The following is a 26,122-nucleotide window of genomic DNA, read 5'->3' as shown; positions in this document are numbered from 1 at the left end:
GACGTCGCGCGCCGCCTACGGCCACCTGACCTCGGGCGGCAGGCTCGACAGGATCGAGGCGATGTTGCCGCCGGTCTTGAGCCCGAAGATCGTGCCGCGGTCGTAGAGCAGGTTGAACTCGACATAGCGGCCGCGGCGCACCAATTGCTCGTCGCGGTCGGCGTCGGTCCAGTTCGAGTTGAAGTTCTGCCGGACCAGGTGCTGGTAGGCGACGAGGAAGGCGCGGCCGACATCCTGCACGAAGCGGAAGTCGGCGTCCCAGCCGCCCTTCTCCTCGGCCGAATGCTGCCAGTCGAAGAAGATGCCGCCGGTGCCGCGCGGCTCGTTGCGGTGCGGCAGGAAGAAATACTCGTCGCACCAGTCTTTGTATTTCTGGTGGTCGGCGACGCCGCCGTGCTTGGAGCAGGCGAACTGCATGGCCTTGTGGAAGGCGACCGTATCGGCGTCCTCCTGGGTGCGCCGGCGGTCGAGCACCGGGGTGAGATCGGCGCCGCCGCCGAACCACCAGCGCGAGGTCGCGACCATGCGCGTGTTCATGTGCACCGCTGGCACGTTCGGGTTCTGCGGGTGCGCGATCAGCGAGATGCCCGAGGCCCAGAAGCGCGGGTCTTCCTCGGCGCCGGGCATCTGCTGGCGGAACTCGGGCGAGAACTCGCCGTGCACGGTCGAGGTGTGCACGCCCACCTTCTCGAACACGCGGCCGTGCATCATCGACATGGTGCCGCCGCCGCCCTTGCCTTCGTCGCGCTGCCACGGCGTGCGCTCGAAGCGGCCGGGCGCCCAGCTCGCCAGCGGTCCCTGCACTTCATCTTCCAGCGTCTCGAAGGTCTGGCAGATGCGATCGCGAAGTTCCTCGAACCAGGCGCGGGCGCGCAGTTTGCGGTCTTCTATGTCGGCCGGAAGTCCAGCCGGTATTTCTGGGCGCTGCAATTTGGGCTCCGTACAAATGACTCGTAATTTTCCGGCGCGATCCCTAATCTCCTTCTCGACAGGGTCAAGGAGTTCTTTATGGGCACCCCGACCAGACCGCCGCTGGACGACCTCAGGAAGCGGCTGCAGCGCAGCCGCGCCGAACGTGCCGGCAAGCCGCGCGACGGGTTCCTGCGCGAGACGTTCGTGCTGCCGCGCAACGATGCGCGCGCCAAGGCGCAGGAGTGGTTCACCCGCTGGCCGAAGCAGGCCTACTGGACCGAGATCGAAAGCTGGTTCGAGCGCCCCGGCGACGTCATCGAATTTACCATCCGCCGCCTGCCGACGTCGGACTAGCGAGTATTCAGGCGGCACTCGAATGTAGGCTCCGTTCCGATGTTCCCGGAACCCAACGTTCCCGGCTCGACCCAGCCTGAATCTCGACACGCCCTACTCTTTCACGATCAGCCTTCTCGGTCCCGGGCCCTGGCGCGCCAGCCTGTCCTCGCGGTTGCGCAGCGGGCACTTGTCGATCGACATGCAGCCGCAGCCGATGCAGTCGGTCAGCCCGTCGCGCAGCTTCTTCAACTGCTCGATGCGATGGTCGAGGTCGTGTCGCCAAGCCGTTGAAAGCAGACTCCAATCCTCGCGCGTCGGCGTGCGTCCGTCGGGCAGGGTGGCCAATGCGACGGCAATGTCGGCGAGCGAGATGCCCACCTCCTGCGCGATCCGGATCACCGCCACGCGGCGCAATACGTCGCGCCCATAGCGCCGCTGGTTGCCCGCCGTGCGATGGCTGTGGATCAGCCCGCGCGTCTCATAGAAATGTAGCGCCGAAACCGCGACGCCGCTGCGCCGCGCCACTTCGCCGACAGTCAGTTCCTGCGCCATGAAATTCCCGCTTGACCTCAAGTTTAGTTGAGGTTGTACGGAATAGGCCATGACGTTGCAAGAGAAGGATACAGAGCATGGCGACACACTGGAACCGGAGTTCATGCGGCGCGGCGCCGGGCGATCTTGCGGCGCTGGCCTCAGCCGATCTGGCGCAGCGCTTCGCCTGCCACCATCGCGGCAGCCAGCGCGACGTTGAGGCTGCGGCCGCCGCCGGGCATCGGGATGATCAGCCGCTGGTCGGCGAGATCGTGGACGTGGTCCGGCACGCCAGCCGATTCGCGGCCAAGCATGACGATGTCGCCGGTTTCGAAGCGGAAATCCGCATAAGGCAGCGCGGCCTTGGTCGACATCAGTATCAAGCGGCGGCCTTCGCTCTGGCGCCAGTGCTCGAAGCGGTCGAAGTCGATGTGCCGGGTCAGGGCCGCCATTTCGAGATAGTCCATGCCGGCGCGTTTGAGAGCCCGGTCGGAGATGTCGAAGCCGGCGGGCTCGATCAGGTCGACGCCGAGCCCTAGGCAGGCGGCCATGCGGAGAATGGTGCCGGTGTTTCCGGCGATGTCCGGCTGGTAGAGGGCGATGCGCAGCTTCTCGTTCATTTGGCTTTCCTAATCTGTGGCTGCAGGGCAACAGCAAGTTCCGCCAAAGAAGAAAGTGAATGGGCTCGTGTGGCGTTCTGTCGCGAATGGGAGTATACGGCCGCCATTGTCAACTCGAACCGAAGGAGGAGGGCATGGGACACATGATGGCCATAGACATTCACCGCCCCCTCTGTGGGCGACGAACTGCCTGAGCGGCGGCCCGGTTCGACGACATTCCTGACATATACAGGCATCCTCGCATCGCGATCCGCCGAATTCCTGTTCCGGTTTTCGAAGGACAATTCCGATGTTTGCCAACATCTTCAACGGGCAAGTTGCCCGTAGCCAACGCGACTCTGTAAGCCCAGTCCGGTCGAACGCACTCTCCGAAGCGAGGCATGCGGCCTGGGCGCTGTCGATGGGCGAAGTCCCGCAGGCGCCAGCCGCGCCGCGGCGCCCGCATCGCGGCATGCTGCCCGACGTCGACATGTCGCGGGTGGTGCCCGACCCCAACTACCGGCCGCTGTTCAAGCGGCTGGCAAAGCTGATCGGTCGGCTCGCCGGCCGGTCGGGCGCTGCCCGGCCTGCTGCCAGGACGATGTCAGGAGGCAACCGCTGAAGATTCGCCGAATCCTCAGCGGCCACCTACATTTTGGTGGCCGCCGCCGCACCGGTTTTCGACCCGTAAGCGGCGCCCAGTGGCCGTACCAGCGGCCCCTCTGATGCACAGCCCACGCGGATCCGCCGCGTGCCATACCGAATGAGAGACTGAAATGTTCCGCTGGTTTGAAAACAGACTGAATCCGTTCCCGTCGGAGGAACCGGTCGAGCCGCCGAAGACGCTTGTCGCCTTCTGCCTGCACTACACCAGGGGCGCGTGGCCCTACATCATCATTGCGGCGCTGCTGACCTCGCTGATCGCGCTCGCCGAAGTGTGGATGTTCGGCTTCCTCGGCAACATCGTCGACTGGCTGTCGGCGCAGAACCGCGAGACCTTCCTTGAGAACGAAGGCTGGAAGCTCGCCGGCATGGCCTTCATCGTCATGGTCATCCTTCCGGGCATGGTCGTGCTGCAGTCGCTGGTCAACCAGCAGACGCTGATGGGCAACTATCCGATGCGCATCCGCTGGCAGGTGCACCGCTACCTGCTCAAGCAGTCGATGAGCTTCTACCAGGACGAATTCGCCGGCCGCATCGCCACCAAGCTGATGCAGACCGCGCTCGCCGTGCGCGAATGCGTGGTCAAGCTGATCGACGTGCTCAACTACGTCATCGTCTATTTCATCGGCGTGCTGATCATCGTCGGCTCGGCCGACCTGCGCCTTGCAGCACCGCTGGTGGTGTGGCTCGTCAGCTACGTGCTTCTGCTGCGCTATTTCGTGCCGCGCCTGGGCAAGCTCGCCGAAGAGCAAGCCGATGCGCGCTCGACCATGACCGGCCGCGTCGTCGACAGCTACACCAACATCCAGACGGTCAAGCTGTTCTCGCATTCGCGCCGCGAGGCGTCCTTTGCCAAGGAAGGCATGTCGCTGTTCATGGGCACCGTCTACCGGTCGATGCGGCTGGTGACCTCGCTCTACGGCGTGCTCTATTTGCTCAACTCGACGCTGCTTCTGTCGGTCGGCGTGCTGTCGATCTGGCTGTGGCTCGACCAGGTCGTCACCATCGGTGCGGTCGCCGTGGTGCTCGGCCTCGTCCTGCGCCTTTGGGGCATGTCGCAGTGGATCATGTGGGAGGTCTCGGGCCTGTTCGAGAGCATCGGTACCGTCCAGGACGGCATCACCTCGATCTCGATGCCGCGCCTGGTCGAGGACGAACCCGACGCCGAGACCGTCGTCGTCGACAAGGGCGCGATCTCGTTCGACCAGATCGGCTTCCACTACGGCAAGCGGAAGGGGGTGATCGAGAATCTCACGCTCGACGTGAAGCCGGGCGAGAAGGTCGGCATCGTCGGCCGCTCGGGCGCCGGCAAGTCGACGCTGGTCAATCTCCTGTTGCGCTTCTACGACCTCGAGAAGGGCCGCATCCTGATCGACGGCCAGGACATCGCCAAGGTCACGCAGGACAGCTTGCGGGCCCAGATCGGCATGGTCACGCAGGACACGTCGCTGTTGCACCGCTCGGTCGCCGACAACATCCTCTATGGCCGTCCCGATGCGTCCGAGGCGATGATGGTCGAGGCGGCGCGCCGCGCCGAGGCGCTCGACTTCATCGCCACGCTGGCCGACCCCAAGGGGCGCAAGGGCTTCGAGGCACATGTCGGCGAGCGCGGCGTCAAGCTGTCGGGCGGCCAGCGCCAGCGCATCGCCATCGCCCGCGTCATGCTCAAGGACGCGCCGATCCTGATCCTCGACGAGGCGACCTCGGCGCTCGACAGCGAGGTCGAGGCGGCGATCCAGGAAAACCTCTATCGCCTGATGGAGGGCAAGACCGTGATTGCCATCGCCCACCGGCTCTCCACCATCGCCGCGATGGACCGCCTGGTGGTCATGGACAAGGGCCGTATCATCGAGCAGGGCAGCCACGACGAGCTGGTCGCCAAAGGCGGGCTCTACGCCTCGCTGTGGCAGCGCCAGTCCGGCGGTTTCCTGCTCGAAGAGGCCGATGGCGTCGAGGCCCAGGCGGCGGAGTAGGGGCTCCTTCTATGGGGAGGGAATTACCCCCACCCCTGACCCCTCCCCACAAGAGGGAGGGGGCCTGCTACGTCGCAGCCTGGATCGGGGGCTGTGTTGCCCGGCAAGGCGGTAGCGCCACCGCCCGGCCTCCCTCCCCGTTGTGGGAAGGGATTGAGGGTGTGGGTATCCTCGACCGTTTCGTCGCAAGTTGCGTTCATCACATTCTGCCCATGTGTCTTGAATCACCCCCACCCCTGCTGCGCGGCTGCCTAAGAGGGAGGGGATCGCTCTCGTCGGTCTGCAGTGTTCCGGATCCCGCGCGCTCTGCGTCGAAGCTTGGCGGAGGCGCCTCCGTAGCCCTCAGGATGAACCACCTTCACACAGACCGCTAATGCAAGGGCTGCTGCGAGGTTGCCGCCGGCCGGCAAGGTGGGAAGCATTCACGCCTCGGCCCTTCTCCGTCCTCATCTCAATGTGACCGCCCCGCCCGAAAATCGCCCGGTTGCAGGCAGGCTGCTGACAGGCGGCGGTTGCCTCGCCGGCCCGTTTGGGCCGACAATCGCGAGTCGACGCCCGGTATTCGTGGTGGCGTCGCGTCCATCCGGCCTGGTCCCGAGCGCTCATGAACAAGATCTACGACTGGTTCGAGAACTGGGTCTATCCCTTCCGGGAGCCGAAGAATCTCAGGCCGCCGTCGTCGGTGTGGGGCTTCCTCTGGCATTATGTCGGCCAGGCGCGGCTCGCCTTCTTCGCCATGCTGGTCATCGGTGGCATCGCCCCGCTTGTCGAAGCGGGGCTTTTCTATTTCGTAGGGCGCCTCGTCGACATACTTGACCAGATGCCGGCCGACCGCAGCTGGGCGTCGCTGTGGGAGCATGCCGGCCCGGAACTGCTGTTCATGGCAGCGACCGTGCTCGTCATCCGCACCATCGTCGTCGGCATGTCGGCGCTGGTCGACGAGCAGACGATCACGCCCGGCTTCTACAACCTCGTGCGCTGGCAGGCCCACCGCCACGTCTCGCGCCAGTCCTATTCCTTCTTCCAGAACGACTTCGCCGGCCGCATCGCGACAAAGGTCTGGCAGGCGGGGCAGGCGACCGGCGACCTGATGGAGAGCTTCATCGAGGTGGTCTGGTTCATGCTCGTCTACACCGTCACCACGCTCGCGGTCGTCGCCGGCCTCGACTGGCGGCTGGCGGCGCTGGTGGTGGTCTGGATCGTCGCCTTCGGCTTCCTCGCCAGGCGCTACCTGCCCACCATCCGCAAGCATGCCGAGGCGACCGCCGAAGCCGGCTCGATGATCAACGGCCGCATCGTCGACAGCTATTCCAACATCCAGACGCTCAAGCTCTTCGCCTCTGACGGCGACGACCGCTATATCCGCTCCGGCTTCGACATCTATCTCGGCGCGCTCAGGCCCTTCACCCGCAAGCTCACCGGCGTGCGCATGGCGCTCACCGCGCTGTCGGGCGTCATGATCACGCTGATCGCCTGGTATTCGATCCAGCTATGGGTCGAGGGCGCGATCTCTGTCGGCGCCGTCGCCTTCACGCTCAGCCTGGTGCTGCGTCTCAACATGCTGCTCGGCCGCCTGATGATGCAGCTCAACGGCATCCTCAGGAACCTCGGTGTGCTCGAAAACTCCAAGGCGCTGATCTCCCAGCCGCTGGGGCTCACCGACAGGCCGGGCGCCGGCGAGCTGGCGGTCGATGGCGGCGAGGTCAAGCTCGACCGCGTCGTCTTCCATTACGGCAAGGGCGGCGGCGTGCTCGACGGCATCGAGCTCACGGTCAGGCCGGGCGAGAAGGTCGGCATCGTCGGCCCCTCGGGCGCCGGCAAGACCACGCTCGCCAACCTCATCCTGCGCCTCTACGACCTCGAGGGCGGGCGCATCCTCATCGACGGTCAGGATGTCTCGGCCGTCACGCAGGATTCGCTGCGCAGCCAGATCGGCGTGGTCAGCCAGGACACCGCACTGTTCCACCGTTCGCTGCGCGACAACATCAAGCTCGGCAAGCCCGACGCCTCCGACGCCGAGGTCTTCGCCGCCGCCCGCAAGGCGGAAGCACACGAGTTCATCGGCGCGCTCCAAGACAATCGCGGCCGCGCCGGCTACGACGCCTATGTCGGCGAGCGCGGCGTCAAGCTGTCGGGCGGCCAGCGCCAGCGCATCGCCATCGCCCGCGTCTTCCTCAAGGACGCGCCGATCCTGATCCTCGACGAGGCGACCTCGGCGCTCGACAGCGACATCGAGGCGGCGATCCAGGAAAATCTCACCGCGCTGATGGCCGGCAAGACCGTGCTCGCCATCGCCCACCGGCTGTCCACAATCGCCGCGCTCGACCGGCTGGTCGTGCTCGATCGCGGCCGCATCGTGGAACAAGGAACGCACGAGGAGCTTCTTGCTCTCGACGGGCTCTATGCGCGGCTGTGGAAGCGCCAGTCCGGCGGTTTCCTGTTCCACGAGGAAAACCCGCTCGAAGAGACGAGGCCGGCGTGATGGTGACGATGGCGCTATGTACCCCCCTCTGGCCTGCCGGCCATCTCCCCCTCAAGGGGGGAGATCAGCTGTCACCTCTGCCTTCGCCAATCGCCGAGAGTGCAAGACGAGCGCAGGCGTGGACGCTGCTAATCTCCCCCCTTGAGGGGGAGATGGCCGGCAGGCCAGAGGGGGGTGCCTCACGCGAACCTAGGGGGCCGTCCCGATGACCCCCGATCCTTTCCAGGAACGTCTCTGGCGCCGCTTCGAGGGCGCCATAGACCCGTTCCAGGATACCGACCGCGAAGTGCTGCCCGAAAGCGCCTGGGCCTTCATCCTCTATTTCGCCCGGCAGGCGAAGGGGCCGTTCATCCTTCTCCTGATCACCGGCTTCCTCGCGGGCGCGGTCGACGCCGCGCTCTACTGGTCGGTGGGCTGGCTCATCGACCTGCTCGATTCCAGCTCGCCGCAGCGGCTGTTCACCGACCACTGGCCGGCGCTCGCCGGCCTGCTCGTGCTGATCCTGGTGGTCCGCACCGTCGTGATCGTCGGTTCGGCCGTAGTCGAACAGCAGATCGTGGTGCCCGGCTTCTTCTCCATGGTGCGCTGGCAGGCGTTCCGGCGCGTCATCGAGCAGCCCTACGACTTCTACCAGAACGACTTCGCCGGCCGCATCGCCACCAAGATCATGCAGGGCGGCGAGGCCGTCGGCGACTTCATGGTCAGCGTGCTGCAGACGATGTGGGGCTTCCTCACCTTCGTGTTCCTGTCGGTCACCATCCTGGTATCGCTCGACCCGCTGATGGGGGCGGTGGTGGGGCTGTGGTTCGCGGGCTATGCCTCGATCATCTATTACCTGTTGCCGCGCATGCGCCAGGCCGGCCGCGCCACCGCCGACCAGCGCTCGATCTTCAACGGCCGGCTCGTCGACGCCTTCACCAACATCATGGCGGTCAAGCTGTTCGACAGCGGCCGGCACGAGCACGCCTATGTCCGCGACGGGCTCGAGAGCTATCTCGGCGCCGTCGTCCGGCTGACGCGCTCGATCACCACGGTGCGTTCGACGGTCGCCCTGCTCAACGGCTTCATGATGGCGGCGGTGGCCGCCATCTGCCTCGTCAACTGGAGCCAGGGCCAGATCTCGACCGGCGCGATCGCCGCGGCGCTGGGCCTGGTCTTCCGCCTCAACCAGATGTCGGGCTGGATGATGTTCAACATCAACGGGCTGGTGCGCAACTACGCCACCGTGCAGGACGCCACCCGCACCATCTCCGTCCGCCCGGCGATCCGCGACGCGGCCGACGCACGGCTGCTGCCGCGCGCCATGGGCGACATCGTGTTCGAGAACGTCTCCTTCCACTATGGCAAGGGCGGCGGAGTGATCGACAACCTCGACCTGCACATCCGCCCGGGCGAGCGCGTCGCCCTCGTCGGGCCGTCGGGCGCCGGCAAGACCACCATCGTCAACCTCGCGCTGCGGCTGTTTGACGTCGAGGCCGGCCGCATCCTGATCGACGGGCAGGACGTGCGCTCGGTCACCCAGGCATCGCTGCGCGCCCAGTTCGGGGTCGTCAGCCAGGAGGCGATGCTGATGCACCGCTCGATCTCCGACAACATCGGCTACGGCCGGGCAGGGGCCTCGCAGGCCGAGATCGTCGAGGCGGCGAAGCGCGCCGCCGCCCACGATTTCATCGTCGGCGTGGCCGATCCGCGCGGCCGCCGCGGCTACGACGCCCATGTCGGCGAGCGCGGCGTGAAGCTCTCGGGCGGCCAGCGTCAGCGCGTGGCGATCGCGCGCATGATGCTCAAGGACGCCCCGATCCTCATCCTCGACGAGGCGACCTCGGCGCTCGACAGCGAGGTCGAGGCGGCGATCCAGGAGAACCTCTACAAGCTGATGGAGGGCAAGACCGTCATCGCCATCGCCCACCGGCTGTCGACCATCGCGGCTCTGGACCGGCTGATCGTGCTCGACGAGGGGCGCATCGTCGAGGAGGGCACCCACGACGCGCTCATCGCCAAGGGCGGGCTCTATTCGCAATTGTGGAAGCGCCAGTCGGGCGGGTTCCTCGCCGATCGCCTCGCCGCGGAGTAGGATCGCCTCATGTCCGTGCGCCCGCCCAGCCTGTTTTCCAACCGCCAGGAGCAGAGCCTCAACGTGCTCGACTATGAGCTCCTGGCCGAGAAGGCCGCCGCGCTTGGCCGGGCCGGCGAACGGGTCGGCGAGGCGCTCGCCAGGCTCGGCGCCCATTCGGGCGATGCCGAGGCTCGCCGTGTCCTGGTTAAGGCCGCGGCCGACGCCGTCTACGGCTATTTCGTCCAGCGCGAGCTCTGCGGCTACCGGCGTCACGACGACGCCATCCGCCACTACGGCATCCCGCGCGAGGTGCTGGCGCGACTCGGCGCTGCCTGAACGGCGCAGGGGAAAACCTTGCCGGTACTGGAGGGGGCAGCGGCGGGCGCGGTCGCGCAGCTGCAGCCAAGGCTGCGCAAAGATGTGCAAAAAAGCTGGAAACCGCCAGATTGCTGGGGTTTTCCACGGATATCGCCATCCCCGCGACAATCTGCCCACGTCTCCTGTCTTGTCTGGACAAAAACGGGCTTCACGCATAAACCGAACTCCAAATGCCGGAGGAATTTCGCTAGCCTGGTTGCCATGCGCTGTCGGGCCAGCGGCGTTGAGCGGGGACACGTGCTCGGCCTCCGGTGGAATTGAGGCAGAAGGATCAGGTCCCGTGAGCGCAACCGATACGAGCGAGCCCAATCGCCGCGATTTTCTCTATGTGGCCACCGGTATGGCCGGCGTGGTCGGTGCTGGCGCCGTGGCGTGGCCCTTCATCGACCAGATGCGCCCGGACGCATCGACCCTGGCCGCTTCCTCGATCGAGGTCGACGTCTCGTCGGTCACGCCGGGCATGTCGCTGACGGTCAAGTGGCGCGGCAAGCCGGTCTTCATCCGCAACCGTACGCCCGAAGAGATCAAGGCCGCCCAGGAAGTGCCGCTCGCCGATCTCAAGGATCCGGTCGCGCGCAACGCCAACGTCGCGCCGGATGCCCAGGCGACCGACATCGACCGTTCCGCCGGCAAGGACAAGGAAAACTGGCTGATCATGGTTGGCGTGTGCACCCATCTGGGCTGCGTGCCGCTCGGCCAGCAGGGCGATTTCGGCGGCTGGTTCTGCCCGTGCCACGGCTCGCACTACGATACGGCCGGCCGCATCCGCAAAGGGCCGGCGCCGGAAAATCTCGCAATTCCGACATTCCAGTTCATTTCCGACTCCATGGTCCGGATAGGCTGAGGCAGGGGGACTTATTTCCATGAGCGGACACTCGACCTATTCGCCCAAGACCGGCATCGGCCGCTGGTTCGATGCGCGCATGCCGCTGCCGCGGCTGGTGCACGATTCCTTCGTTTCGTATCCGGTCCCGCGCAATCTGAACTACGCCTACACCTTCGGCGGCATCCTTTCGATCATGCTGGGCGTGCAGATCCTGACCGGCATCGTGCTTGCGATGCACTACGCCTCGGACACCTCGCTCGCCTTCCAGTCGGTCGAGAAGATCGTGCGCGACGTCAATTCCGGCTGGCTGCTGCGCTACCTGCACTCCAACGGCGCGTCGTTCTTCTTCATCGCCGTCTATGTCCACATCATGCGCGGCCTCTACTACGGTTCGTACAAGGCGCCGCGTGAGCTGCTCTGGATCCTCGGCTGCATCATCTACCTGCTGATGATGGCCACCGGCTTCATGGGCTACGTGCTGCCGTGGGGTCAGATGTCCTTCTGGGGCGCGACGGTCATCACCGGCTTCTTCACCGCCATCCCGCTGGTCGGCGACTGGATCCAGCAGCTGCTGCTCGGCGGCTTCGCCGTCGACAACCCGACGCTGAACCGCTTCTTTGCGCTGCACTATCTGCTTCCGTTCATGATCGCGGGCGTCGTCATTCTGCACGTCTGGGCGCTGCATGTGACCGGCCAGACCAACCCGACCGGCATCGAGGTCAAGTCGAAGACCGACACCGTCGCCTTCACGCCCTACGCGACCATCAAGGACGCGTTCGCGATGATCGTGTTCCTCGCTGCCTTCGCCTACTTCGTGTTCTACATCCCGAACTACCTCGGCCACCCCGACAACTACATCATGGCCGACTCGCTGAAGACGCCGGCGCACATCGTTCCGGAATGGTACTTCCTGCCGTTCTACGCGATCCTGCGTGCCGTCACCTTCAACATCGGGCCGATCGACTCGAAGCTCGGCGGCGTGCTCGCCATGTTCGGCGCCATCGCGGTGCTGTTCGTGGTGCCGTGGCTCGACACCTCGAAGGTCCGCTCGGCCGTCTACCGTCCGTGGTACAAGCTGTTCTTCTGGCTCTTCGTCGCCAACGCCATCTTCCTCGGCTGGCTCGGCTCGAAGCCCGCGGAAGGCGTCTACATCCCGCTGATGCAGATCTCGACGCTGTACTACTTCGCGTTCTTCCTGATCGTCATGCCGGTGCTCGGCCTCATCGAGACGCCGCGCCGCCTGCCGAACTCGATCACCGAGGCGGTGCTCGAGAAGAACAAGGGCGGTTCGGCCCACCCGGCCGGTGCCACCGCAGCGCCCGAAACCCGCGGCTGAGCCAACGAGAATCTGAGAGGGATTTTTCGAATGAACAAGATTCTCAACGGCCTGGCTGCCATCGGCCTGCTGCTCGCCGCAACCGCCGGCGCAGCGCTGGCTCAGGAGAACGCGCCCGCGACCCAGCCGCACGACATGTCCAAGATGGGCGCCGGCAGCACGGGCGGCATGGCCGGCATGGCCGGCATGGCGGCCCCGTCGGAGCACAACCTCGCGGAGCCGACGCACTTCCCGATCAACGCGCCCAAGGAGATGGACTGGACGTTCGCGGGGCCGTTCGGCACCTACGACAAGGCCCAGCTGCAGCGCGGCCTGAAGATCTACAAGGAAGTCTGCGCGGCCTGCCACTCGATGAACCTGGTGGCCTTCCGCACGCTCGAGGACCTCGGCTACACCGAGGCGCAGGTCAAGGCCTTCGCCGCCGAGTACGAGGTCCAGGACGGTCCGAATTCCGACGGCGAGATGTTCACCCGCAAGGCGCTGCCGGGCGACCGCTTCCCGTCGCCGTTCCCGAACAGCGCTGCTGCCGCCGCCGCCAACAACGGCGCGGTGCCGCCGGACTTCTCGCTGATCGCCAAGGCGCGCGGCGTCATCCGCGGCTTCCCGACCTTCGTCTTCGACATCTTCACCCAGTATGCCGAAGGCGGTCCTGACTACATCCACGCGCTGCTGACCAGCTACGACCAGCAGCCGCCGGCCGGCATGGAGATCCCGGAAGGCACGCACTACAACCCGGCCTTCATCGCCGGCAAGTCGCTGGCCATGGCCAAGCCGATCTCGGACGGCCAGGTGACCTATGAGGACGGCACGCCCGAGACGGTCGACCAGTATGCCAAGGACGTCGCGGCGTTCCTGATGTGGGCGGCCGAGCCGCACCTGCCGGAGCGCAAGCAGACCGGCTTCCAGGTCCTGCTGTTCCTGGCGCTGTTCGGCGGCCTGCTCTATGCGACCAAGCGCAAGGTGTGGGCGAACGTCGCCCACTGACCGGGCGCGATTGCCAAGAAATGAAAGGGCGCTGCGAGGCGCCCTTTGCTTTTATGCGCTGATCATCTTGCCGATCGCTTCAGCCAGCCGGCCCTGATCGCCGCCTGACAATGTTCCTAGGCGGCCGATGATGAGGTCGTCGGCGATGGTGAACAGCTTCATTCGGGCGACACACGGGGTTCGCAATCCGGCGTCGGCGAAGTCGATGATCGGCAGGTCGCTCGGCCATTTCGTGTTGCTGGCCGTCGTGACCATCGTGGTCAGTGAATGGCCATGCGCACGATTGAACGAGCGGTTGCTTAGGATGATCGCCGGACGCTGCTTCTGGCCGCGCTTTTCGGTGAAGGGGAAGTTGACCAGGATGACGTCAAATCGGTCGTAGGTCACCGAACGCCTCTTCGTCTTCAGCCGAATACCATTCATCGAAGGTCATGTCGGCGAGACGCAGCAGGGCATCCGTGTCGTCGTCAGGCCAGGTCAGGTGAACCTTCTCGCCACGCCGTTCCTGCAGGCGCTTCCATACGGTGGCCATGGCGCCGACCGGCTTCAGCCCAAGCGTCGGGCGGCCGTCCGCGCCACTTCTCATCCTGGCCCATTTGCCGACGATGCCGTCGACCGAAAGGCTGATCGTCTCTTCGGGAGCGAGGCCGACCACGGTTTCGTACAGGGCCGGGCTTGCCTTCAGGTGCTTCGCCCAGATCACGTCGTCCTTGATCTCGATAAGCATGGCTGCCTCCAGATGTCGCGGATGCCGATGTGAAGGTAGGGGTGGGGTGGGGGTGGCGTCAAGCATTCGTCGCCGGCACGACTTTTCATCCCGCGAGCGAGCATCTAGAAGAAGGGGACTCTTCACAAGGCGTACCATGAACACCTCTCTCGAACAGACGCTGCTTTCGTCCATTCGCACCATCCCGGACTATCCCCGTCCCGGCGTCATGTTCCGCGACATCACGACCTTGCTCGGCGATGCGCGCGCCTTCCGCCGCGCCATCGACGAACTCGTGCATCCGCACGCGGGATCGAAGATCGACAAGATCGCCGGCATCGAGGCGCGCGGCTTCATCCTCGGCGGCGCCATCGCCCACCAGATGTCCGCCGGCTTCGTGCCGATCCGCAAGAAGGGCAAGCTGCCGCACGAGACGGTGCGCATCGCCTACAGCCTGGAATACGGCCTGGACGAGATGGAGATGCACAAGGACGCGGTGACGCCCGGCGAACGGGTCATCCTCGTCGACGACCTGATCGCCACAGGCGGCACGGCGGAGGCTGCGGTGAAGCTGCTGCGCCAGATGGGGGCCGACATCGTCGCGGCCTGCTTCGTCATCGACCTGCCCGACCTCGGCGGCCGCAGGAAGCTCGAGGCCCTCGGCGTCGAGGTCCGCACCCTCATAGCCTATGAGGGGGACTGAGCGGCTGCCGCCGAAGCTGCCAATCTCCCTGCTTGAGGGGGAGATGCCCGGCAGGGCAGAGGGGGCGGGAAGGAATGAGGCGGTCCATATGGAGAAGGGGCGCGCTCAAGCATCTACGCTCATCGTCCTGGACAACAATAGTAGGCTACCCGGCCTTCACCAGCACCGCGCTGTCGAACTCGATGACCTTGTCGCCGGTGCTGTCGAAGCCTTCCGAGTGCAGCGTCAGGATACGCCAGCCGGGGCGCGATGCCAGCGGACGGAGATCCTGCGCCGTGCGCGTGAAGGTCACGGTTTCGCCCGCATAGACCGGCTTCAGCCATTTGAGGTTCTTGAAGCCGGGCGAGGGGCCGAATTCGGGTGCCGGGCCGTGGCCCGCCCACGCCTCGCCGCGGAAGGCGAGGTTGAGCTTCATCCACACCGCGGTCGTGTGCCAGCCCGAGGCGCAGAGGCGGCCGAAGACACTGTTGCGGGCGGCCTCCTCGTCGACATGGAAGGGCTGCGGATCGTATTTGCGGGCGAACGCCTTGATCGCCTCGGCCTCGAAAAGGTAGCTGCCGAGGGTGATCGTCCTGCCGATGCCGAGATAGTACTCGAGGGTCATGCCGCGGCCGCCTCGTGGGTCAGGAACATGCAGGTGTTCTGGAATTCGAACACCAATTCGTCTTTCTGGTTCTTCAGTTCCGCCCGCCAGGTGACGAAGCCGATGCCCGGTCGCGTCCTGGACAAACGGCCGGAAAGGACCGTCAGCCGGCCGGCGAGCACATCGCCGGCGAGCACCGGCTTCTTCCACTTCACGAAGTCGACGCCCGGCGCGCCCTGCGAGGTCGAATTGAGCAGGAACGCGTCGCACAGCATGCGCATGAACATGGCGCAGGTGTGCCAGCCCGATGCCGAGAGCCCGCCGAGGATACTCGCCTTGCCGGCCTCCTCGTCGAGGTGGAAGGGCTGGGCGTCGAACTCGCTGGCGAATTCGACGATCTCGCCGGCCTCGACGGTCTTGGTCCCAAGGTCGATCTCGACGCCCTCGGCGAAATCCTCGAAAGCCCATTTTCTGGCGGTCATCGGCATTCCTGTTCAAACTTGTACGATCCACCATGGACCGGCCCGGCATGCCGCGCAAGGCCGACAGGGGCCGGTCGGGGGGATCGATTGGCTCAGAGCCAGCCGCGGCTGCGGAAGCACCATGACGGCAAGATCGCCGAGACCACCATCAGCCCGAGCGCCATCGGGTTGCCGAGCATCCATCTGAGTTCCGGCATGGCCGGGCAACCGCCAAACAAAAACGCGCGGCAGGTCAGCCTGCCGCGCGCTGATGGATCGCTTTCCGATGCGTTGCCGCATCGGGACCGGGATCAATAGTTGCCGTTGTAGTAGCGGTCGTCGCAGCGGTCGACATAGATGCTGCCGTCCGGTGCGCGGTAGCGGCACATCTCTTCGCCGCGCCGCACTTCACGGCCTTGCCGGGGTGCTGCCGACGAGCCGACGACCGCGCCGAGCAGGGCGCCGCTGGCGGCGCCGATCACGGTGCTCTTGGTGTTGCCGCCGATGGCCTGGCCGACCAGCGCTCCGCCGGCCGCACCCACGAGGGCGCCCGTCCCGGCACCCTGCTGCTGCGGCGTCTGCGCACAGGCTGCCAGCGTCACGAGCAGCGCGGTAGCGAGAGCTATTCCATTGAATTTCACGATCAAATCCTCTCCTTGAGCCCCTTTGGTTCAAATGCCGGCGCATTGCGGCGGAACATGGGCGGTCCCAGCCCGCGGGCATGGGCCAGGAAGCGTGCCGCGCAAAGTCGATGGACCTCGCAACAAAAAAGGCCGGGGCTAACCCGACCTTTCTCTACATCTCGACATCCAGTGCCAGTACATCCGTGGTCAAAGGAGGAGACGATCTGCAATCTCCATGACGGTGTATATGGGGATGGTTAACGAATGTTTAAAGGGGCGTCAGCCTGTTCAAGGCTGTTCCGGCGGCCGGCGGCAGAACTTGCCCGCTCCTGCCTCATCGCTGCCGACGCATCCCGCACCACCCCGAGATCGGTCTCGGGGCACGCAGCTTGCGCCACCATCCCGCCAAGGCCTCAGGTGTTGAACTTGAACAGCATCACGTCGCCGTCCTGGACGACGTATTCCTTGCCTTCGTCGCGCGCCTTGCCAGCCTCCTTGGCCGCGACTTCGCCGCCGAGGGTGACGAAATCGTTGTAGGCGATGGTCTGGGCGCGGATGAAGCCGCGTTCGAAGTCGGTGTGGATCACGCCCGCCGCCTGCGGCGCCTTGGCGCCCTTGTGGACGGTCCAGGCGCGCGTCTCCTTCGGGCCGACGGTGAAGTAGGTGATGAGGTGCAAAAGCTCGTAGCCGGCGCGGATCAGCTTATCGAGGCCCGGCTCGTCGAGGCCCATGTCGGCGAGGAATTCCTGCGCCTCTTCGTCGGGCAGCTGCGCCACCTCGGCCTCGATGGCCGCCGAGATGATGACCACCCCCGCGCCCTGCGCCTCGGCCATCTCCTGCACTGCGGCAGTGTGCTCGTTGCCGGTCGCGGCATCGCCCTCGGCGACGTTGCAGACATAGAGCACGGGGTGCGAGGTCAGAAGGTTCAGGCCCTGGAGGATGGCGAGGTCCTCGGCGGCGATGCCCTTGAGCAACAGGCGCGCCGGCTTGCCGTCCTGGAGCAGCGCGAGCGCCTGCTCCATCATCGGCAGCACCGTGGTGGCTTCCTTGTCCTTGCCCTGGGCGCGCTTGCGGATCTGCACGATGCGGCGCTCGAGGCTCTCGAGGTCGGCGAGCATCAGTTCGGTCTCGACCGTCTCGGCGTCGGCGACGGGATCGATGCGGCCCTCGACATGGGTGATGTCGTCGTCCTCGAAGCAGCGCAGCACGTGCACGATGGCGTCGACCTCGCGGATGTTGGCGAGGAACTGGTTGCCCAGGCCTTCGCCCTTCGAGGCGCCGCGGACGAGGCCGGCGATGTCGACGAAGGAGATGCGGGTCGGGATGATCTCCTTCGACTTGGCGGTGGAGGCGAGCAGCTTGAGGCGCGGATCGGGAACCGCCACCTCACCGGTGTTCGGCTCGATGGTGCAGAACGGGTAGTTCGCCGCCTGCGCGGCCGCCGTGCGCGTCAGCGCGTTGAAAAGCGTCGATTTGCCAACGTTGGGCAGGCCAACGATGCCGCATTTGAAACCCATGGTCTTTTGGTCCTAGTGGAGCGGGATTTGTGGAGGGCTATGCCGGAATGGGTTGATGATCGTCAACCCACGTATTTGATGTCCGTTCCGCATATCCTCGGACAGGAAGAAGCGGCACTGCAATTCGATAGCGGATGCGAGCAACAGGCAGTCCCACCAGGAATATTGGTTCTCGAAGTGCAGTAGGCGTGCCGCGGCGACGGTTTCGAGATTGATGGAACTGGTCCCGAAGAGGGCAAATCCGTCGATGATCGTGAAGATTGCCTCTGGAGGCTTGTTGCCTCGCTTGACGAGGACGTTGGTCACTTCGTTCAGGACCTGGAGATTGGCCACGCCAAGACCGGTGTGAAGGAGGTAGCGTAGCCAATCTCCCGAAACAGTTGATTTTGGCGCGGTTCCTTCTTCCGCAGCGTATAGGAAGACGTTGCTGTCGATGAAAGTCCTATCGTTCATTGCGCTCTTCGGCGGTTGGCATGCGGCCGTCGCGCATCACGCTCCACTTGGGCCCGCTAAGGATACGCTCCAGCGCTTCCATCTGGGCATTGCGAGACATCGGTGCGGCGGGCGCCGATTTGTGAATGCTCGCCTCGATGAGATCTGCAACAAAGCGCGACACGCTTTTCCCCGCCTTGGCGGCTTCAACGCGAAGTTCGCTGAGCATCTCATCCTTCATGGAGATTGTGACGTTTTTCATCTGAGCCTCCACACGGAAACACGAAGTTCGTGTTCCTGTGATATAGTGATGGCGGATGCAAAACTCAAGCTTGGCGAGAAGAGGGCTAAGATCGGCCGGTCAATGCGCTGCCAGGCGACCCCGGAACCTTCACTCCTTGCCGAGCAGCTTCTTCAGCATCGCGGCCATCGGGCCGGTCTCGGGAACCTTGACCGCCGGCTGGCTGGGGCGGGCCTGGCGGATGTGGCTCTGGGCCTTGGGTGCCTGTGCTCTGGGGGCCTTCGGCGGCGGCGTGTCGTCGTCGCCCGTCGGTTGAAGCGTGTCGCGCAGCCCGACGGTCACCTTGTTCATGAAGCCGCTGTCGTCGCCCTTGGCGACGAGGTCGGCATTGTCGGCGATGGTGTCGAGCAGCGCCTCGAGCCAGGCCCTGTCGGCCTTGGCGAAGTCGCCCAGCACATGGCCGTGCACCATCTCCTTGACGCCGGGATGGCCGATGCCGATGCGGACGCGGCGATAGTCCTTGCCGACATGCTGGTCGAGCGAGCGGATGCCGTTGTGGCCGCCGGCGCCGCCGCCGACTTTGACGCGCACCTTGCCGGCAACGAGGTCGAGCTCGTCATAGAAGACGGTGAGATCGGAGGGGGCGAGCTTGTAGAAGCGCATGGCTTCGCCGACCGACTGGCCGGACAGGTTCATGAAGGTCTGCGGCTTGATCAGGATGATCTTTTCGCCGGCGATGTTGCCTTCGGCGACCAGCGCCTTGAACTTTTTCGTCCAGGGCGAAAACGAATGGCGGCGGGCAATTGCGTCCGCCGCCATGAAGCCGACATTGTGCCGGTTGTTCGCGTATTGCGCGCCCGGATTGCCGAGACCTGCAAAGAGCAGCATGTTCGGGTCCTCCGGAAGTGCTGCCGATTATGCCTCTGCAGCAGCCTCGGACGCGCCTTCTTCCGACTTCGATGCCGAGGTGCCGGCGATCGTCGCGATGGTGAAGTCGCGGTCGGAGATGATGGGCTTGGCGCCCTTCGGCAGCTTGACGGCCGAGATGTGGATCGAGTCGCCGATGTCGGTGCCGTCGAGGTCGACGGTGATGAACTCGGGGATCGCGTTGGCCGGGCAGTGCAGCTCGACTTCGTGACGGACGATGTTCAGCGTGCCGCCGCGCTTGATGCCGGGCGACTTCTCTTCGTTGATGAAGTGAACCGGAACCTGGACGTTGACTTCGGTGTTTGCGCCGACGCGCAGGAAGTCGACGTGCATCGGGAAGTCACGGACCGGGTCGAGCTGGTAGTCCTTCGGCAGGACCTTGATCTTCTTGCCGTCGACGTCGATCGTCGCCACGGTGGTCAGGAAGCCGCCGCCATGGATCTTGTAGAAGATGTCCTTGTAGGACAGGGCGATGGCCAGGGGAGGCTGCTTGTCGCCGTAGATGACTGCAGGCACTTTGCCGTTGCGGCGAACTTCACGGGCGGACCCCTTACCGACCAGTTCGCGTGCTTCGGCCTTGAGCTCGTAAGTTTCGCTCATGGCATTTCCTTTCGGTTGTATGGAGCGCCTACGGGTTGGCTTGACGCCATGTCCGTAAACGTCGAAAGCCGCCGGATCGGGCGGCCTTCCGCCGCGTTGCCTCCAAGGGTGTCTACGCGGGTGGCGGCTCTATAACGGAAGGTGGCAAAAAGTGCAACTGTCGGGGCAGTCCGGGGCTGGCTCCGTCTTGGCGCCGCCGTGGCTGCTCGCGCAGGCGCTGCCGAGCTTGTATCACGCCGCTCGAAACGTTCGCGAACCCGATGTCAGCCATGTCAGACCTTTTCCCGCTCGACTTTCCGGCAGGCACCATCCTGGTGCTGGTCGTGGCCGCGTTCGTCGCCGGCTGCGCGCGCGGCTTCTCGGGCTTCGGCGGCGCGCTGATCTTCGTGCCGGTTGCAAGCTCGCTGATCGGCGCGAAGCTTGCGGTGCCGCTGCTCCTGATCGTCGACCTGGTGCTGACCCCGGGGCTGATCCCCAAGGCCTGGCGCAACGCCGACCGCGCCAATGTCGGCGTCATGGCGCTCGGCGCGGCAGTCGGCGTGCCGACCGGCACCTACCTGCTCACCCATGTCGACGGCGTGGTGATCCGCTGGGCCATCGTCGCCATCGTGGCCGGGCTGCTCGCGCTCTTGATGTCGGGCTGGCGCTATCACGGCCGGCCCCACGCCAGCCTGACGGCGGTCGTCGGCATGACCTCGGGGCTGTTTTCGGGGGCTGCCCAGGTCGGCGGACCGCCGGTCGTCGCCTACTGGCTCGGCGGCGCCTTCCAGCCGCAGACGGTGCGCGCCAACATCGTGCTCTACTTCGCGATCTCGAGCGTGCTGTCGATTTCGAGCTACCTCGTCGCCGGGTTGCTGACCTGGGAGACGGTGGGGCTGTCGCTGGCGATCGGGCCGACCTTCGCGCTGGGGCTGTTCATCGGTTCGCGCCTGTTCAGCCGCGCCAACGAGGCCACGTTCCGCCGCATCTGCTACGGCCTGATCGCGACCGCGGCGATCATCGGCCTGCCCGTGCTGGACGGCGTACTGCGGTAGCGCACTGCCGGCCGACGCAACTCTTTTCGTTGAAGCCCGGGCCGCTTTCAAATAGAATTCGCATATCGGGGGCATGGTGGACTCCCCGTGAGGCCAGGTGGCCCAAGTTCCGCCTTCGCATTCTTGCGCGGAGGAAAGACCATGCCCCGTATGATTTCATCTGAAAACCTGATCCGCCTCGTCGGCACCGACCGCTGCCCGCTGATCGTCGACGTGCGCCGCGAGAAAGCCTTCGCGGCCGCGCCGACAAGGATCGCCGGCGCCCTGTGGCGCGATCACATGAAGGTCGACGAGTGGCTGCCGCAGCTGCCTCAGCACAGCACGATCGTCGTCTATTGCGCCCACGGCCATAATGTCAGCGAGATCGCGCTCGCCCGCCTGCAGGCCGCCGGCGCCGATGCCTTCATGCTCGAAGGCGGCATCGATGCCTGGCTGGCTGCCGGCGGCCCCGTCGTGGCGCGCGAGGCGCCCGGCCTGGAAACGGGGCTGCCGCGGCCGAGCGTCTGGGTGACGCGGGCGCGGCCGAAGATCGACCGCATCGCCTGTCCGTGGCTCATCCGCCGCTTCGTCGATCCGCTCGCCGTCTTCCACTTCGTCACGGCCGAGTGGGTCAAGGACGTCGCCGACGAGACAGGCGCGATCCCGTTCGACATCAAGGACGTGCACTACTCGCATCGCGGCGACGAATGCACGTTCGACACGCTGATATCGGAGTTCGGCCTGAACGATCCGGCCCTGCTTCACCTGGCGCGCATCGTGCGCGGGGCCGATACCGCGCGGCCCGATCTCGAACCGCAGGCGGCGGGACTGCTTGCCATATCGCTGGGTCTTTCTGCTATTGAAGAAGACGATCTCGTCCAGCTGGAAAAAGGCATGCCGATCTACGATGCGCTCTATGGCTGGTGCCGCTATGCGACGGCCGAAACCCACAACTGGCCAGCAAAGGCGATCTGACATGGACACCACGCCGACCGCGGCAGCGCATCCCTCGTTCGGGGAGGCGACACGGGTCTTCGGCAAGATCGGGTTGCTGTCCTTCGGCGGGCCGGCCGGGCAGATCGCTCTGATGCACAAGATCCTGGTCGACGAGAAGCGCTGGCTCGACGAGCCGCGCTTCCTGCATGCGCTCAACTACTGCATGCTCCTGCCAGGGCCGGAGGCGATGCAGCTCGCCACCTATGCCGGCTGGCTGCTGCACGGCGTGCGGGGAGGGCTCGTCGCCGGCCTGCTGTTCGTCCTGCCCGGCGCGCTCGTCATCACGGCACTCTCGGCGATCTATCTCACGGTCGGCCATGTCACGTTGGTGCAAGGCCTTTTGTTCGGCCTCAAGGCTGCGGTGCTCGCCGTCGTGCTCGAGGCGCTGATCAAGGTGTCGAAGCGGGCGCTGAAGAACGGCTTCATGGTGGCGCTTGCGGTCGCGGCCTTCGTCGCCATCGCCTTCCTCAAGCTGCCGTTCCCGCTGATCGTCCTCGCGGCGGCGGTGATCGGCGCGCTGATGCACCTGGCGGGCGTCGGCAACGGCGGGACGGCCAAGCCCGAAACCAGCGGCGACGCCGGCTACGTCATGCCGGAATGGACCCGGCCGAGCGCGCGGCGCTTCTTCACCACGCTTGCGGTGTGGCTAGCCATCTGGCTGGTGCCGCTGGCGCTGCTCTGGCAGTTCCTCGGCGCGGGTCACGTCTTCACGGCGGAGGCGGTGTTCTTCTCCAAGATGGCGACCGTCACCTTTGGCGGCGCCTATGCGGTGCTCGCCTATGTCGCCCAGCAGGCGGTCGAGGTGCATGGCTGGCTGAAGCCGGACGAGATGCTGACCGGCCTCGGCCTCGCCGAAACCACGCCCGGGCCGCTGATCCTCGTGCTGGTCTTCGTCGGCTTCCTCGGCGGCGCGCGGCTTTCGGCGCTCGCGCCGCTCGCCGGCGGCGTCGGCGGCGCGGCGGTGACCTTGTGGTTCACCTTCGTGCCCTGCTTCCTGTGGATCTTCGTCGGCGCGCCCTATGTCGAGACGGTGCGCAACGTGCGCTGGCTGGCGAGCGCGCTATCGGCGGTGACCGCGGCGGTCGTCGGCATCATCGCCAACCTCGCGGTCTGGTTCGGCCTGCACGTGCTGTTCGGAACCGTCGGCGAGATGGCGTGGGGTCCGTTCGCGCTGCCGGTGCTCGATTTCACGGGCTTCGACTGGGCGGCGGCGATCATCGCGCTCGGCGCCGGCGTGGCGCTGATCCGCTACCACGCCAACATGATCGTCGTTCTGGCGGTATCCGCGCTTGCCGGCATGGCCTGGCAGTTCTCATAGCTCGGCAGGTTCAACCGGACCCGGCAACGAAAAGCCCCATCCCGGTGTTCCGGAATGGGGCTCCAATTCGGATAAAGGCCTGAAGGCCGGATCAGTCGAACAGGCTCGACACCGATTCTTCGGTCGACGTGCGCGAGATCGCCTCGCCGATCAGGTCGCCGATCGAGACGACGCGGATGTTGTGCGCGTCCATCACCGCCTGGGTCGGCTGGATCGAGTCGGTGATGACCAGTTCCTGCAGCTGCGAGCCGGTGATGCGGGCGGCCGCACCGCCCGAGAGAACGCCGTGGGTGATGTAGGCGGTGACGCTGGTGGCGCCCTTGGCGAGCAGCGCGTCGGCCGCGTTGCAGAGCGTGCCGCCGGAATCGACGATGTCGTCGATCAGGAGGCAGTCCTTGCCCTTGACGTCGCCGATGACGTTCATGACCTCGGATTCACCGGGACGCTCGCGGCGCTTGTCGACGATGGCGAGCTGGGCGTCGAGGCGCTTGGCCAGCGCACGCGCACGCACCACGCCGCCGACGTCGGGCGAAACGACCATGACGTTGTCGAGCTGCTTGTACTTGGCCTTGACGTCGCGGGCCATCACCGGGACCGAGAACAGGTTGTCGGTCGGGATGTCGAAGAAGCCCTGGATCTGGCCGGCATGCAGGTCGAGCGTCAGCACGCGGCTGGCGCCGGCGCGGGCGATCATGTTGGCGACGAGCTTGGCCGAGATCGGCGTGCGGCCCGAAGCGCGGCGATCCTGCCGGGCGTAGCCGAAATAGGGGATGACCGCCGTGATGCGCCGTGCCGACGAACGCATGAAGGCATCGATCATGATGAGCAGTTCCATCAGGTGATCGTTGGTCGGGAAGGAGGTCGACTGCAGGATGAAGACGTCCTCGCCGCGGACGTTTTCCTGAATCTCGACGAAGATTTCCTGGTCGGCGAAGCGCTTCACGCTCGCCTTGCCCAGGGGAATGTTGAGATAACGTGCGACAGACTCTGCCAGCACCCGGTTGGAATTGCCCGCGAAGAGTTTCATACGCCGATCCTGGAAGTGAATATGAGCGGGCTTTTAGCGGCCTTGAGCCGTATTGCAAGCCGAGTCCGCGCGAAATGTTAAAAAACCGACCTTCCCGAGCGGGAGCGCGGTTCAGCCCGATCGCGTCGCCAGCCAGCTGGCGAGGTCGTCGATCGTGCTGTCGGCGATGGCCTGCATGGTCGAGGCGGCGACCGCCGACCACCCGTCGCCGCCGCCCGCCGAGGCCGCCTTGTGCTGGCCGTTGATGCGGTGGAGGCGGGTGCCGGCCGGGTCGTAGACGTCCCAGACGTAGACCACGGTGGTGTCGCTGCCTTCCGTGATTGCCGAGAAGTAGCCGCGCATGATGATGCCCGGAGGCGAGGTGTCGGTGCTGCCGGCAAGCGTGATGCCGCGGGCGCGGGCCTGGACGCCGAGCCGCTCGGTCAGCGGCGTGGCCGCCTCGACCGGGGTCCCGACGATCGGGGCGAACTGCACGCGCGTCCTGGCGACGACCGCCGCCACCTGCGCGGCATTCTGGGGCGCGCCGGCTTCCGCGGCCGTCGCGGGGGCCGGCGGGGTGTCGGTGCCTTCCGTCCTGGCGAGCGCGTTCGACTGTTCCGTCGGCGCGATGGCGGATGGCTCGAGCACGTCCTTGGAGCTGTTGCATGCGGAAAGGGCGGCAAGCGCGGACAGGCATGCCGCGGCTCCGAACCAACGTCTCATCTGCCGTGATCTCCCTGGCAAACGCCCCTCAGCGCCCATCGCCAATCACCGCACGATCAAGTCGAGATCATGGCGGGAAAGTGGCCGGGGGGCAGATTCGGTGGTCAGGTAGGTGCGACCCAGCGTCATCGCCGTCTCGGTCTCCGAGTCGGCGATGATCATGTGCGCGAACAGGGTCATGTTCGGCGCGATCGGCTCGGGATTGCCCTGGTAGAACATCGGCATGTCCATCCAGGACGGGGTGAAGCGCGCGCCGACCGAATAGCCGCAGGCATTGAGCCGGTGCTTGGTCAGGCCGTGCGCCTCGAGCGTGCGCGCATGGGCGTCGAACACGTCGCCGAAGCTGTTGCCCGGGGTCATCGCCTTCTCGACCGCGACCATCGCCGCGAGCGAGGCGTCGTAGAGCTCCTGGTGGCGCTTGGACACCTTGCCGGTCAGGATCGTGCGCATCATCGGCGCGTGGTAGTGGTTGTAGACGCCCGACCATTCCAGCGTCAGCTGGTCGTTCTTGTTGAGCTTGCGGCGCCCGGACTTGTAGCGGCACAGAAGCGCGTCGGGGCCGGAGCCGATGATGAATTCGTTGGCCGGGTAGTCGCCGCCGCCGGAAAAGATCGCGGAATGCATCGCCGCCAGGATCTTGGCCTCGTCGCCGCCCTGCTTGATGAGCGGCAGCGCCGCGTCGAGCGCGTCGTCGGAGAGGGCGGCGGCCTTCTCGGCCTTCTCGATTTCCGCCGGGCTCTTGAACAGGCGCAGCCGTCCGACGATGCCCGAGGCGTCGACGATCTGGCCGAAGGTCTGCAGCTGTTCGTCGAGGCGGCGGCCGTTGAAGGCGGTCAGCCCGTGCGTGTCGTATTCGACGCCGATGCGCGTGCCCAGCAGGTCGAGATCGTTGAGCAGGTTGCGCAGGTCGAGCGTCGGGTTGGCGTTGTCGCGGTCGGTCCAGACGACGATGTTGTCGATGATCGAGGTCTGGCGCGCCTGGCGCAGGTCGGCCGAACGGGTGAGCAGCGTCATCGCCCCGTCGGCCTTCACCACCAGCGCCTGGAAGAAGCAGAAGCCGAAGGTGTCGTAGCCGGTCAGCCAGTACATGCTTTCCTGGGCGAAGAGCACGATGGCGTCGAGCTTCTTCTCGGCCATCTCGATCATCAGCCGGTCGCGGCGGGCGTCGAATTCGGATCGTTCGAAATGCAGCGCCAT

General features: G+C 65.7%; 29 protein-coding genes. 13 read left to right on the top strand and 16 right to left on the bottom strand.

The genetic code is table 11. From position 1 onward, the window contains the following. Nucleotides 1-15 precede the first annotated feature (15 nt). Entirely contained in the window at nucleotides 16-930 is a 915-nt protein-coding gene (hemF, locus tag AmiPiv_RS15340) for an oxygen-dependent coproporphyrinogen oxidase (protein ID WP_340038342.1), read from the bottom strand. A gap of 78 nt (nucleotides 931-1,008) precedes the next feature. Between hemF and AmiPiv_RS15335 the strand changes: the two genes are divergently transcribed. After that, the gene (locus AmiPiv_RS15335) at nucleotides 1,009-1,266 is read left to right on the top strand and encodes a hypothetical protein (protein ID WP_340038341.1); all 258 of its coding nucleotides are present in this window, start codon (nucleotides 1,009-1,011) and stop codon (nucleotides 1,264-1,266) included. A 93-nt stretch (nucleotides 1,267-1,359) separates the two neighbouring features. Here AmiPiv_RS15335 and soxR read toward each other — a convergent pair whose 3' ends face one another. After that, entirely contained in the window at nucleotides 1,360-1,800 is a 441-nt protein-coding gene (gene soxR / locus AmiPiv_RS15330; protein ID WP_340038340.1) for a redox-sensitive transcriptional activator SoxR, read from the bottom strand. Between the two features lie 140 nt (nucleotides 1,801-1,940). Then, nucleotides 1,941-2,399, bottom strand: coding sequence for a tRNA (cytidine(34)-2'-O)-methyltransferase (locus AmiPiv_RS15325; RefSeq protein ID WP_340038339.1), 459 nt, complete (start codon nucleotides 2,397-2,399; stop codon nucleotides 1,941-1,943). A 400-nt stretch (nucleotides 2,400-2,799) separates the two neighbouring features. On the opposite strand from AmiPiv_RS15325, the gene AmiPiv_RS15320 reads away from it, so the two are divergent. The 8 genes from AmiPiv_RS15320 to AmiPiv_RS15285 all read left to right on the top strand — a co-directional run bounded on the left by AmiPiv_RS15320 (nucleotide 2,800) and on the right by AmiPiv_RS15285 (nucleotide 13,076). Beyond that, nucleotides 2,800-3,000 (top strand): hypothetical protein, encoded by a 201-nt coding sequence (locus tag AmiPiv_RS15320; protein WP_340038338.1) that lies wholly within the window; start codon nucleotides 2,800-2,802, stop codon nucleotides 2,998-3,000. A gap of 154 nt (nucleotides 3,001-3,154) precedes the next feature. Continuing rightward, nucleotides 3,155-5,014, top strand: a complete 1,860-nt coding sequence (locus AmiPiv_RS15315) for an ABC transporter ATP-binding protein (RefSeq protein WP_340038337.1) — start codon at nucleotides 3,155-3,157, stop codon at nucleotides 5,012-5,014. 604 nt (nucleotides 5,015-5,618) lie between these two features. Then, nucleotides 5,619-7,496 carry an ABC transporter ATP-binding protein gene (locus AmiPiv_RS15310; protein WP_340038336.1) on the top strand — a complete coding sequence of 626 codons (1,878 nt, stop codon included), beginning with the start codon at nucleotides 5,619-5,621 and terminating at the stop codon, nucleotides 7,494-7,496. Nucleotides 7,497-7,701: 205 nt separating this feature from the next. Then, nucleotides 7,702-9,570: an ABC transporter ATP-binding protein gene (locus AmiPiv_RS15305; protein ID WP_340038335.1), complete on the top strand. Its 1,869-nt coding sequence runs from the start codon at nucleotides 7,702-7,704 to the stop codon at nucleotides 9,568-9,570. Nucleotides 9,571-9,579: 9 nt separating this feature from the next. Further along, nucleotides 9,580-9,888, top strand: a complete 309-nt coding sequence (locus AmiPiv_RS15300; RefSeq protein ID WP_340038334.1) for a DUF6665 family protein — start codon at nucleotides 9,580-9,582, stop codon at nucleotides 9,886-9,888. Nucleotides 9,889-10,210: 322 nt separating this feature from the next. Next, nucleotides 10,211-10,774 carry a ubiquinol-cytochrome c reductase iron-sulfur subunit gene (gene petA, locus AmiPiv_RS15295; protein WP_340038333.1) on the top strand — a complete coding sequence of 188 codons (564 nt, stop codon included), beginning with the start codon at nucleotides 10,211-10,213 and terminating at the stop codon, nucleotides 10,772-10,774. Between the two features lie 19 nt (nucleotides 10,775-10,793). After that, nucleotides 10,794-12,092 (top strand): cytochrome b, encoded by a 1,299-nt coding sequence (locus AmiPiv_RS15290; RefSeq protein WP_340038332.1) that lies wholly within the window; start codon nucleotides 10,794-10,796, stop codon nucleotides 12,090-12,092. Between the two features lie 168 nt (nucleotides 12,093-12,260). After that, nucleotides 12,261-13,076, top strand: coding sequence for a cytochrome c1 (locus AmiPiv_RS15285; RefSeq protein WP_340038377.1), 816 nt, complete (start codon nucleotides 12,261-12,263; stop codon nucleotides 13,074-13,076). Between the two features lie 51 nt (nucleotides 13,077-13,127). On the opposite strand, the gene AmiPiv_RS15280 is transcribed toward AmiPiv_RS15285, so the two are convergent. Together AmiPiv_RS15280 and AmiPiv_RS15275 are read right to left on the bottom strand one after the other, a co-directional pair. Next, nucleotides 13,128-13,463, bottom strand: coding sequence for a type II toxin-antitoxin system PemK/MazF family toxin (locus tag AmiPiv_RS15280; protein ID WP_340038331.1), 336 nt, complete (start codon nucleotides 13,461-13,463; stop codon nucleotides 13,128-13,130). After that, entirely contained in the window at nucleotides 13,444-13,803 is a 360-nt protein-coding gene (locus AmiPiv_RS15275) for a hypothetical protein (protein ID WP_340038330.1), read from the bottom strand. Before AmiPiv_RS15275 ends, AmiPiv_RS15280 begins: the two co-directional genes overlap by 20 nt. 136 nt (nucleotides 13,804-13,939) lie before the next feature. Here AmiPiv_RS15275 and AmiPiv_RS15270 point away from each other — a divergent pair, with 136 nt between their 5' ends. Further along, nucleotides 13,940-14,485, top strand: a complete 546-nt coding sequence (locus tag AmiPiv_RS15270) for an adenine phosphoribosyltransferase (protein ID WP_340038329.1) — start codon at nucleotides 13,940-13,942, stop codon at nucleotides 14,483-14,485. 145 nt (nucleotides 14,486-14,630) lie between these two features. On the opposite strand, the gene AmiPiv_RS15265 is transcribed toward AmiPiv_RS15270, so the two are convergent. From AmiPiv_RS15265 to AmiPiv_RS15225, 8 genes are all read right to left on the bottom strand, one after another. Further along, nucleotides 14,631-15,089: a MaoC family dehydratase gene (locus tag AmiPiv_RS15265; protein ID WP_340038328.1), complete on the bottom strand. Its 459-nt coding sequence runs from the start codon at nucleotides 15,087-15,089 to the stop codon at nucleotides 14,631-14,633. Beyond that, entirely contained in the window at nucleotides 15,086-15,550 is a 465-nt protein-coding gene (locus AmiPiv_RS15260; protein ID WP_340038327.1) for a MaoC family dehydratase, read from the bottom strand. The genes AmiPiv_RS15265 and AmiPiv_RS15260 overlap by 4 nt, the downstream gene beginning before the upstream one ends. A 290-nt stretch (nucleotides 15,551-15,840) precedes the next feature. Then, nucleotides 15,841-16,170, bottom strand: a complete 330-nt coding sequence (locus tag AmiPiv_RS15250; protein ID WP_340038326.1) for a YMGG-like glycine zipper-containing protein — start codon at nucleotides 16,168-16,170, stop codon at nucleotides 15,841-15,843. Between the two features lie 395 nt (nucleotides 16,171-16,565). Next, nucleotides 16,566-17,669 carry a redox-regulated ATPase YchF gene (gene ychF / locus AmiPiv_RS15245; protein ID WP_340038325.1) on the bottom strand — a complete coding sequence of 368 codons (1,104 nt, stop codon included), beginning with the start codon at nucleotides 17,667-17,669 and terminating at the stop codon, nucleotides 16,566-16,568. A gap of 12 nt (nucleotides 17,670-17,681) precedes the next feature. Further along, nucleotides 17,682-18,122 carry a PIN domain-containing protein gene (locus AmiPiv_RS15240; RefSeq protein WP_340038324.1) on the bottom strand — a complete coding sequence of 147 codons (441 nt, stop codon included), beginning with the start codon at nucleotides 18,120-18,122 and terminating at the stop codon, nucleotides 17,682-17,684. Next, a complete protein-coding gene (locus tag AmiPiv_RS15235; protein WP_340038323.1) occupies nucleotides 18,112-18,363 on the bottom strand; it encodes a hypothetical protein in 252 nt (83 codons plus the stop codon). The genes AmiPiv_RS15240 and AmiPiv_RS15235 overlap by 11 nt, the downstream gene beginning before the upstream one ends. 129 nt (nucleotides 18,364-18,492) lie before the next feature. Next, nucleotides 18,493-19,230 carry an aminoacyl-tRNA hydrolase gene (gene pth / locus AmiPiv_RS15230; RefSeq protein WP_340038322.1) on the bottom strand — a complete coding sequence of 246 codons (738 nt, stop codon included), beginning with the start codon at nucleotides 19,228-19,230 and terminating at the stop codon, nucleotides 18,493-18,495. A gap of 27 nt (nucleotides 19,231-19,257) precedes the next feature. Further along, nucleotides 19,258-19,869 carry a 50S ribosomal protein L25/general stress protein Ctc gene (locus AmiPiv_RS15225; protein WP_340038321.1) on the bottom strand — a complete coding sequence of 204 codons (612 nt, stop codon included), beginning with the start codon at nucleotides 19,867-19,869 and terminating at the stop codon, nucleotides 19,258-19,260. Nucleotides 19,870-20,138: 269 nt separating this feature from the next. Between AmiPiv_RS15225 and AmiPiv_RS15220 the strand changes: the two genes are divergently transcribed. From AmiPiv_RS15220 to chrA, 3 genes are all read left to right on the top strand, one after another. Then, on the top strand, nucleotides 20,139-20,903 hold the full coding sequence (locus tag AmiPiv_RS15220) for a sulfite exporter TauE/SafE family protein (protein ID WP_340038320.1): 765 nt from the start codon (nucleotides 20,139-20,141) through the stop codon (nucleotides 20,901-20,903). 150 nt (nucleotides 20,904-21,053) lie between these two features. Next, complete coding sequence (locus AmiPiv_RS15215) at nucleotides 21,054-21,857, top strand: chromate resistance protein ChrB domain-containing protein (RefSeq protein ID WP_445206962.1); 804 nt, start codon at nucleotides 21,054-21,056, stop codon at nucleotides 21,855-21,857. A gap of 1 nt (nucleotide 21,858) precedes the next feature. After that, on the top strand, nucleotides 21,859-23,196 hold the full coding sequence (gene chrA, locus AmiPiv_RS15210) for a chromate efflux transporter (protein ID WP_340038318.1): 1,338 nt from the start codon (nucleotides 21,859-21,861) through the stop codon (nucleotides 23,194-23,196). A 91-nt stretch (nucleotides 23,197-23,287) separates the two neighbouring features. Here chrA and AmiPiv_RS15205 read toward each other — a convergent pair whose 3' ends face one another. The 3 genes from AmiPiv_RS15205 to AmiPiv_RS15195 form a co-directional block, all read right to left on the bottom strand. Next, the gene (locus AmiPiv_RS15205) at nucleotides 23,288-24,223 is read right to left on the bottom strand and encodes a ribose-phosphate pyrophosphokinase (RefSeq protein WP_340038317.1); all 936 of its coding nucleotides are present in this window, start codon (nucleotides 24,221-24,223) and stop codon (nucleotides 23,288-23,290) included. 111 nt (nucleotides 24,224-24,334) lie between these two features. Then, nucleotides 24,335-24,925 carry a hypothetical protein gene (locus tag AmiPiv_RS15200; protein ID WP_340038316.1) on the bottom strand — a complete coding sequence of 197 codons (591 nt, stop codon included), beginning with the start codon at nucleotides 24,923-24,925 and terminating at the stop codon, nucleotides 24,335-24,337. 45 nt (nucleotides 24,926-24,970) lie between these two features. After that, complete coding sequence (locus AmiPiv_RS15195; protein ID WP_340038315.1) at nucleotides 24,971-26,122, bottom strand: M24 family metallopeptidase; 1,152 nt, start codon at nucleotides 26,120-26,122, stop codon at nucleotides 24,971-24,973.

Source organism: Aminobacter sp. Piv2-1 (genome assembly GCF_037625995.1).
Classification (GTDB): domain Bacteria; phylum Pseudomonadota; class Alphaproteobacteria; order Rhizobiales; family Rhizobiaceae; genus Aminobacter.
This window is presented reverse-complemented; position numbering and strand designations above follow the sequence as displayed.

Bases quoted from the DNA above. Each gene is read 5' to 3' on its own strand.
- AmiPiv_RS15235 (WP_340038323.1), bottom strand. From the start codon at position 18,363: ATGAAAAACGTCACAATCTCCATGAAGGATGAGATGCTCAGCGAACTT.
- AmiPiv_RS15240 (WP_340038324.1), bottom strand. From the start codon at position 18,122: ATGAACGATAGGACTTTCATCGACAGCAACGTCTTCCTATACGCTGCG.
- AmiPiv_RS15320 (WP_340038338.1), top strand. From the start codon at position 2,800: ATGGGCGAAGTCCCGCAGGCGCCAGCCGCGCCGCGGCGCCCGCATCGC.
- AmiPiv_RS15225 (WP_340038321.1), bottom strand. From the start codon at position 19,869: ATGAGCGAAACTTACGAGCTCAAGGCCGAAGCACGCGAACTGGTCGGT.
- AmiPiv_RS15290 (WP_340038332.1), top strand. From the start codon at position 10,794: ATGAGCGGACACTCGACCTATTCGCCCAAGACCGGCATCGGCCGCTGG.
- AmiPiv_RS15285 (WP_340038377.1), top strand. From the start codon at position 12,261: ATGGCCGGCATGGCCGGCATGGCGGCCCCGTCGGAGCACAACCTCGCG.
- AmiPiv_RS15325 (WP_340038339.1), bottom strand. From the start codon at position 2,399: ATGAACGAGAAGCTGCGCATCGCCCTCTACCAGCCGGACATCGCCGGA.
- AmiPiv_RS15195 (WP_340038315.1), bottom strand. From the start codon at position 26,122: ATGGCGCTGCATTTCGAACGATCCGAATTCGACGCCCGCCGCGACCGG.
- AmiPiv_RS15215 (WP_445206962.1), top strand. From the start codon at position 21,054: ATGATTTCATCTGAAAACCTGATCCGCCTCGTCGGCACCGACCGCTGC.
- AmiPiv_RS15260 (WP_340038327.1), bottom strand. From the start codon at position 15,550: ATGACCGCCAGAAAATGGGCTTTCGAGGATTTCGCCGAGGGCGTCGAG.
- AmiPiv_RS15315 (WP_340038337.1), top strand. From the start codon at position 3,155: ATGTTCCGCTGGTTTGAAAACAGACTGAATCCGTTCCCGTCGGAGGAA.
- AmiPiv_RS15275 (WP_340038330.1), bottom strand. From the start codon at position 13,803: ATGCTTATCGAGATCAAGGACGACGTGATCTGGGCGAAGCACCTGAAG.
- AmiPiv_RS15205 (WP_340038317.1), bottom strand. From the start codon at position 24,223: ATGAAACTCTTCGCGGGCAATTCCAACCGGGTGCTGGCAGAGTCTGTC.
- ychF (WP_340038325.1), bottom strand. From the start codon at position 17,669: ATGGGTTTCAAATGCGGCATCGTTGGCCTGCCCAACGTTGGCAAATCG.
- AmiPiv_RS15220 (WP_340038320.1), top strand. From the start codon at position 20,139: ATGTCAGACCTTTTCCCGCTCGACTTTCCGGCAGGCACCATCCTGGTG.
- chrA (WP_340038318.1), top strand. From the start codon at position 21,859: ATGGACACCACGCCGACCGCGGCAGCGCATCCCTCGTTCGGGGAGGCG.
- AmiPiv_RS15200 (WP_340038316.1), bottom strand. From the start codon at position 24,925: ATGAGACGTTGGTTCGGAGCCGCGGCATGCCTGTCCGCGCTTGCCGCC.
- AmiPiv_RS15265 (WP_340038328.1), bottom strand. From the start codon at position 15,089: ATGACCCTCGAGTACTATCTCGGCATCGGCAGGACGATCACCCTCGGC.
- AmiPiv_RS15300 (WP_340038334.1), top strand. From the start codon at position 9,580: ATGTCCGTGCGCCCGCCCAGCCTGTTTTCCAACCGCCAGGAGCAGAGC.
- pth (WP_340038322.1), bottom strand. From the start codon at position 19,230: ATGCTGCTCTTTGCAGGTCTCGGCAATCCGGGCGCGCAATACGCGAAC.
- AmiPiv_RS15310 (WP_340038336.1), top strand. From the start codon at position 5,619: ATGAACAAGATCTACGACTGGTTCGAGAACTGGGTCTATCCCTTCCGG.
- soxR (WP_340038340.1), bottom strand. From the start codon at position 1,800: ATGGCGCAGGAACTGACTGTCGGCGAAGTGGCGCGGCGCAGCGGCGTC.
- AmiPiv_RS15270 (WP_340038329.1), top strand. From the start codon at position 13,940: ATGAACACCTCTCTCGAACAGACGCTGCTTTCGTCCATTCGCACCATC.
- AmiPiv_RS15335 (WP_340038341.1), top strand. From the start codon at position 1,009: ATGGGCACCCCGACCAGACCGCCGCTGGACGACCTCAGGAAGCGGCTG.
- AmiPiv_RS15305 (WP_340038335.1), top strand. From the start codon at position 7,702: ATGACCCCCGATCCTTTCCAGGAACGTCTCTGGCGCCGCTTCGAGGGC.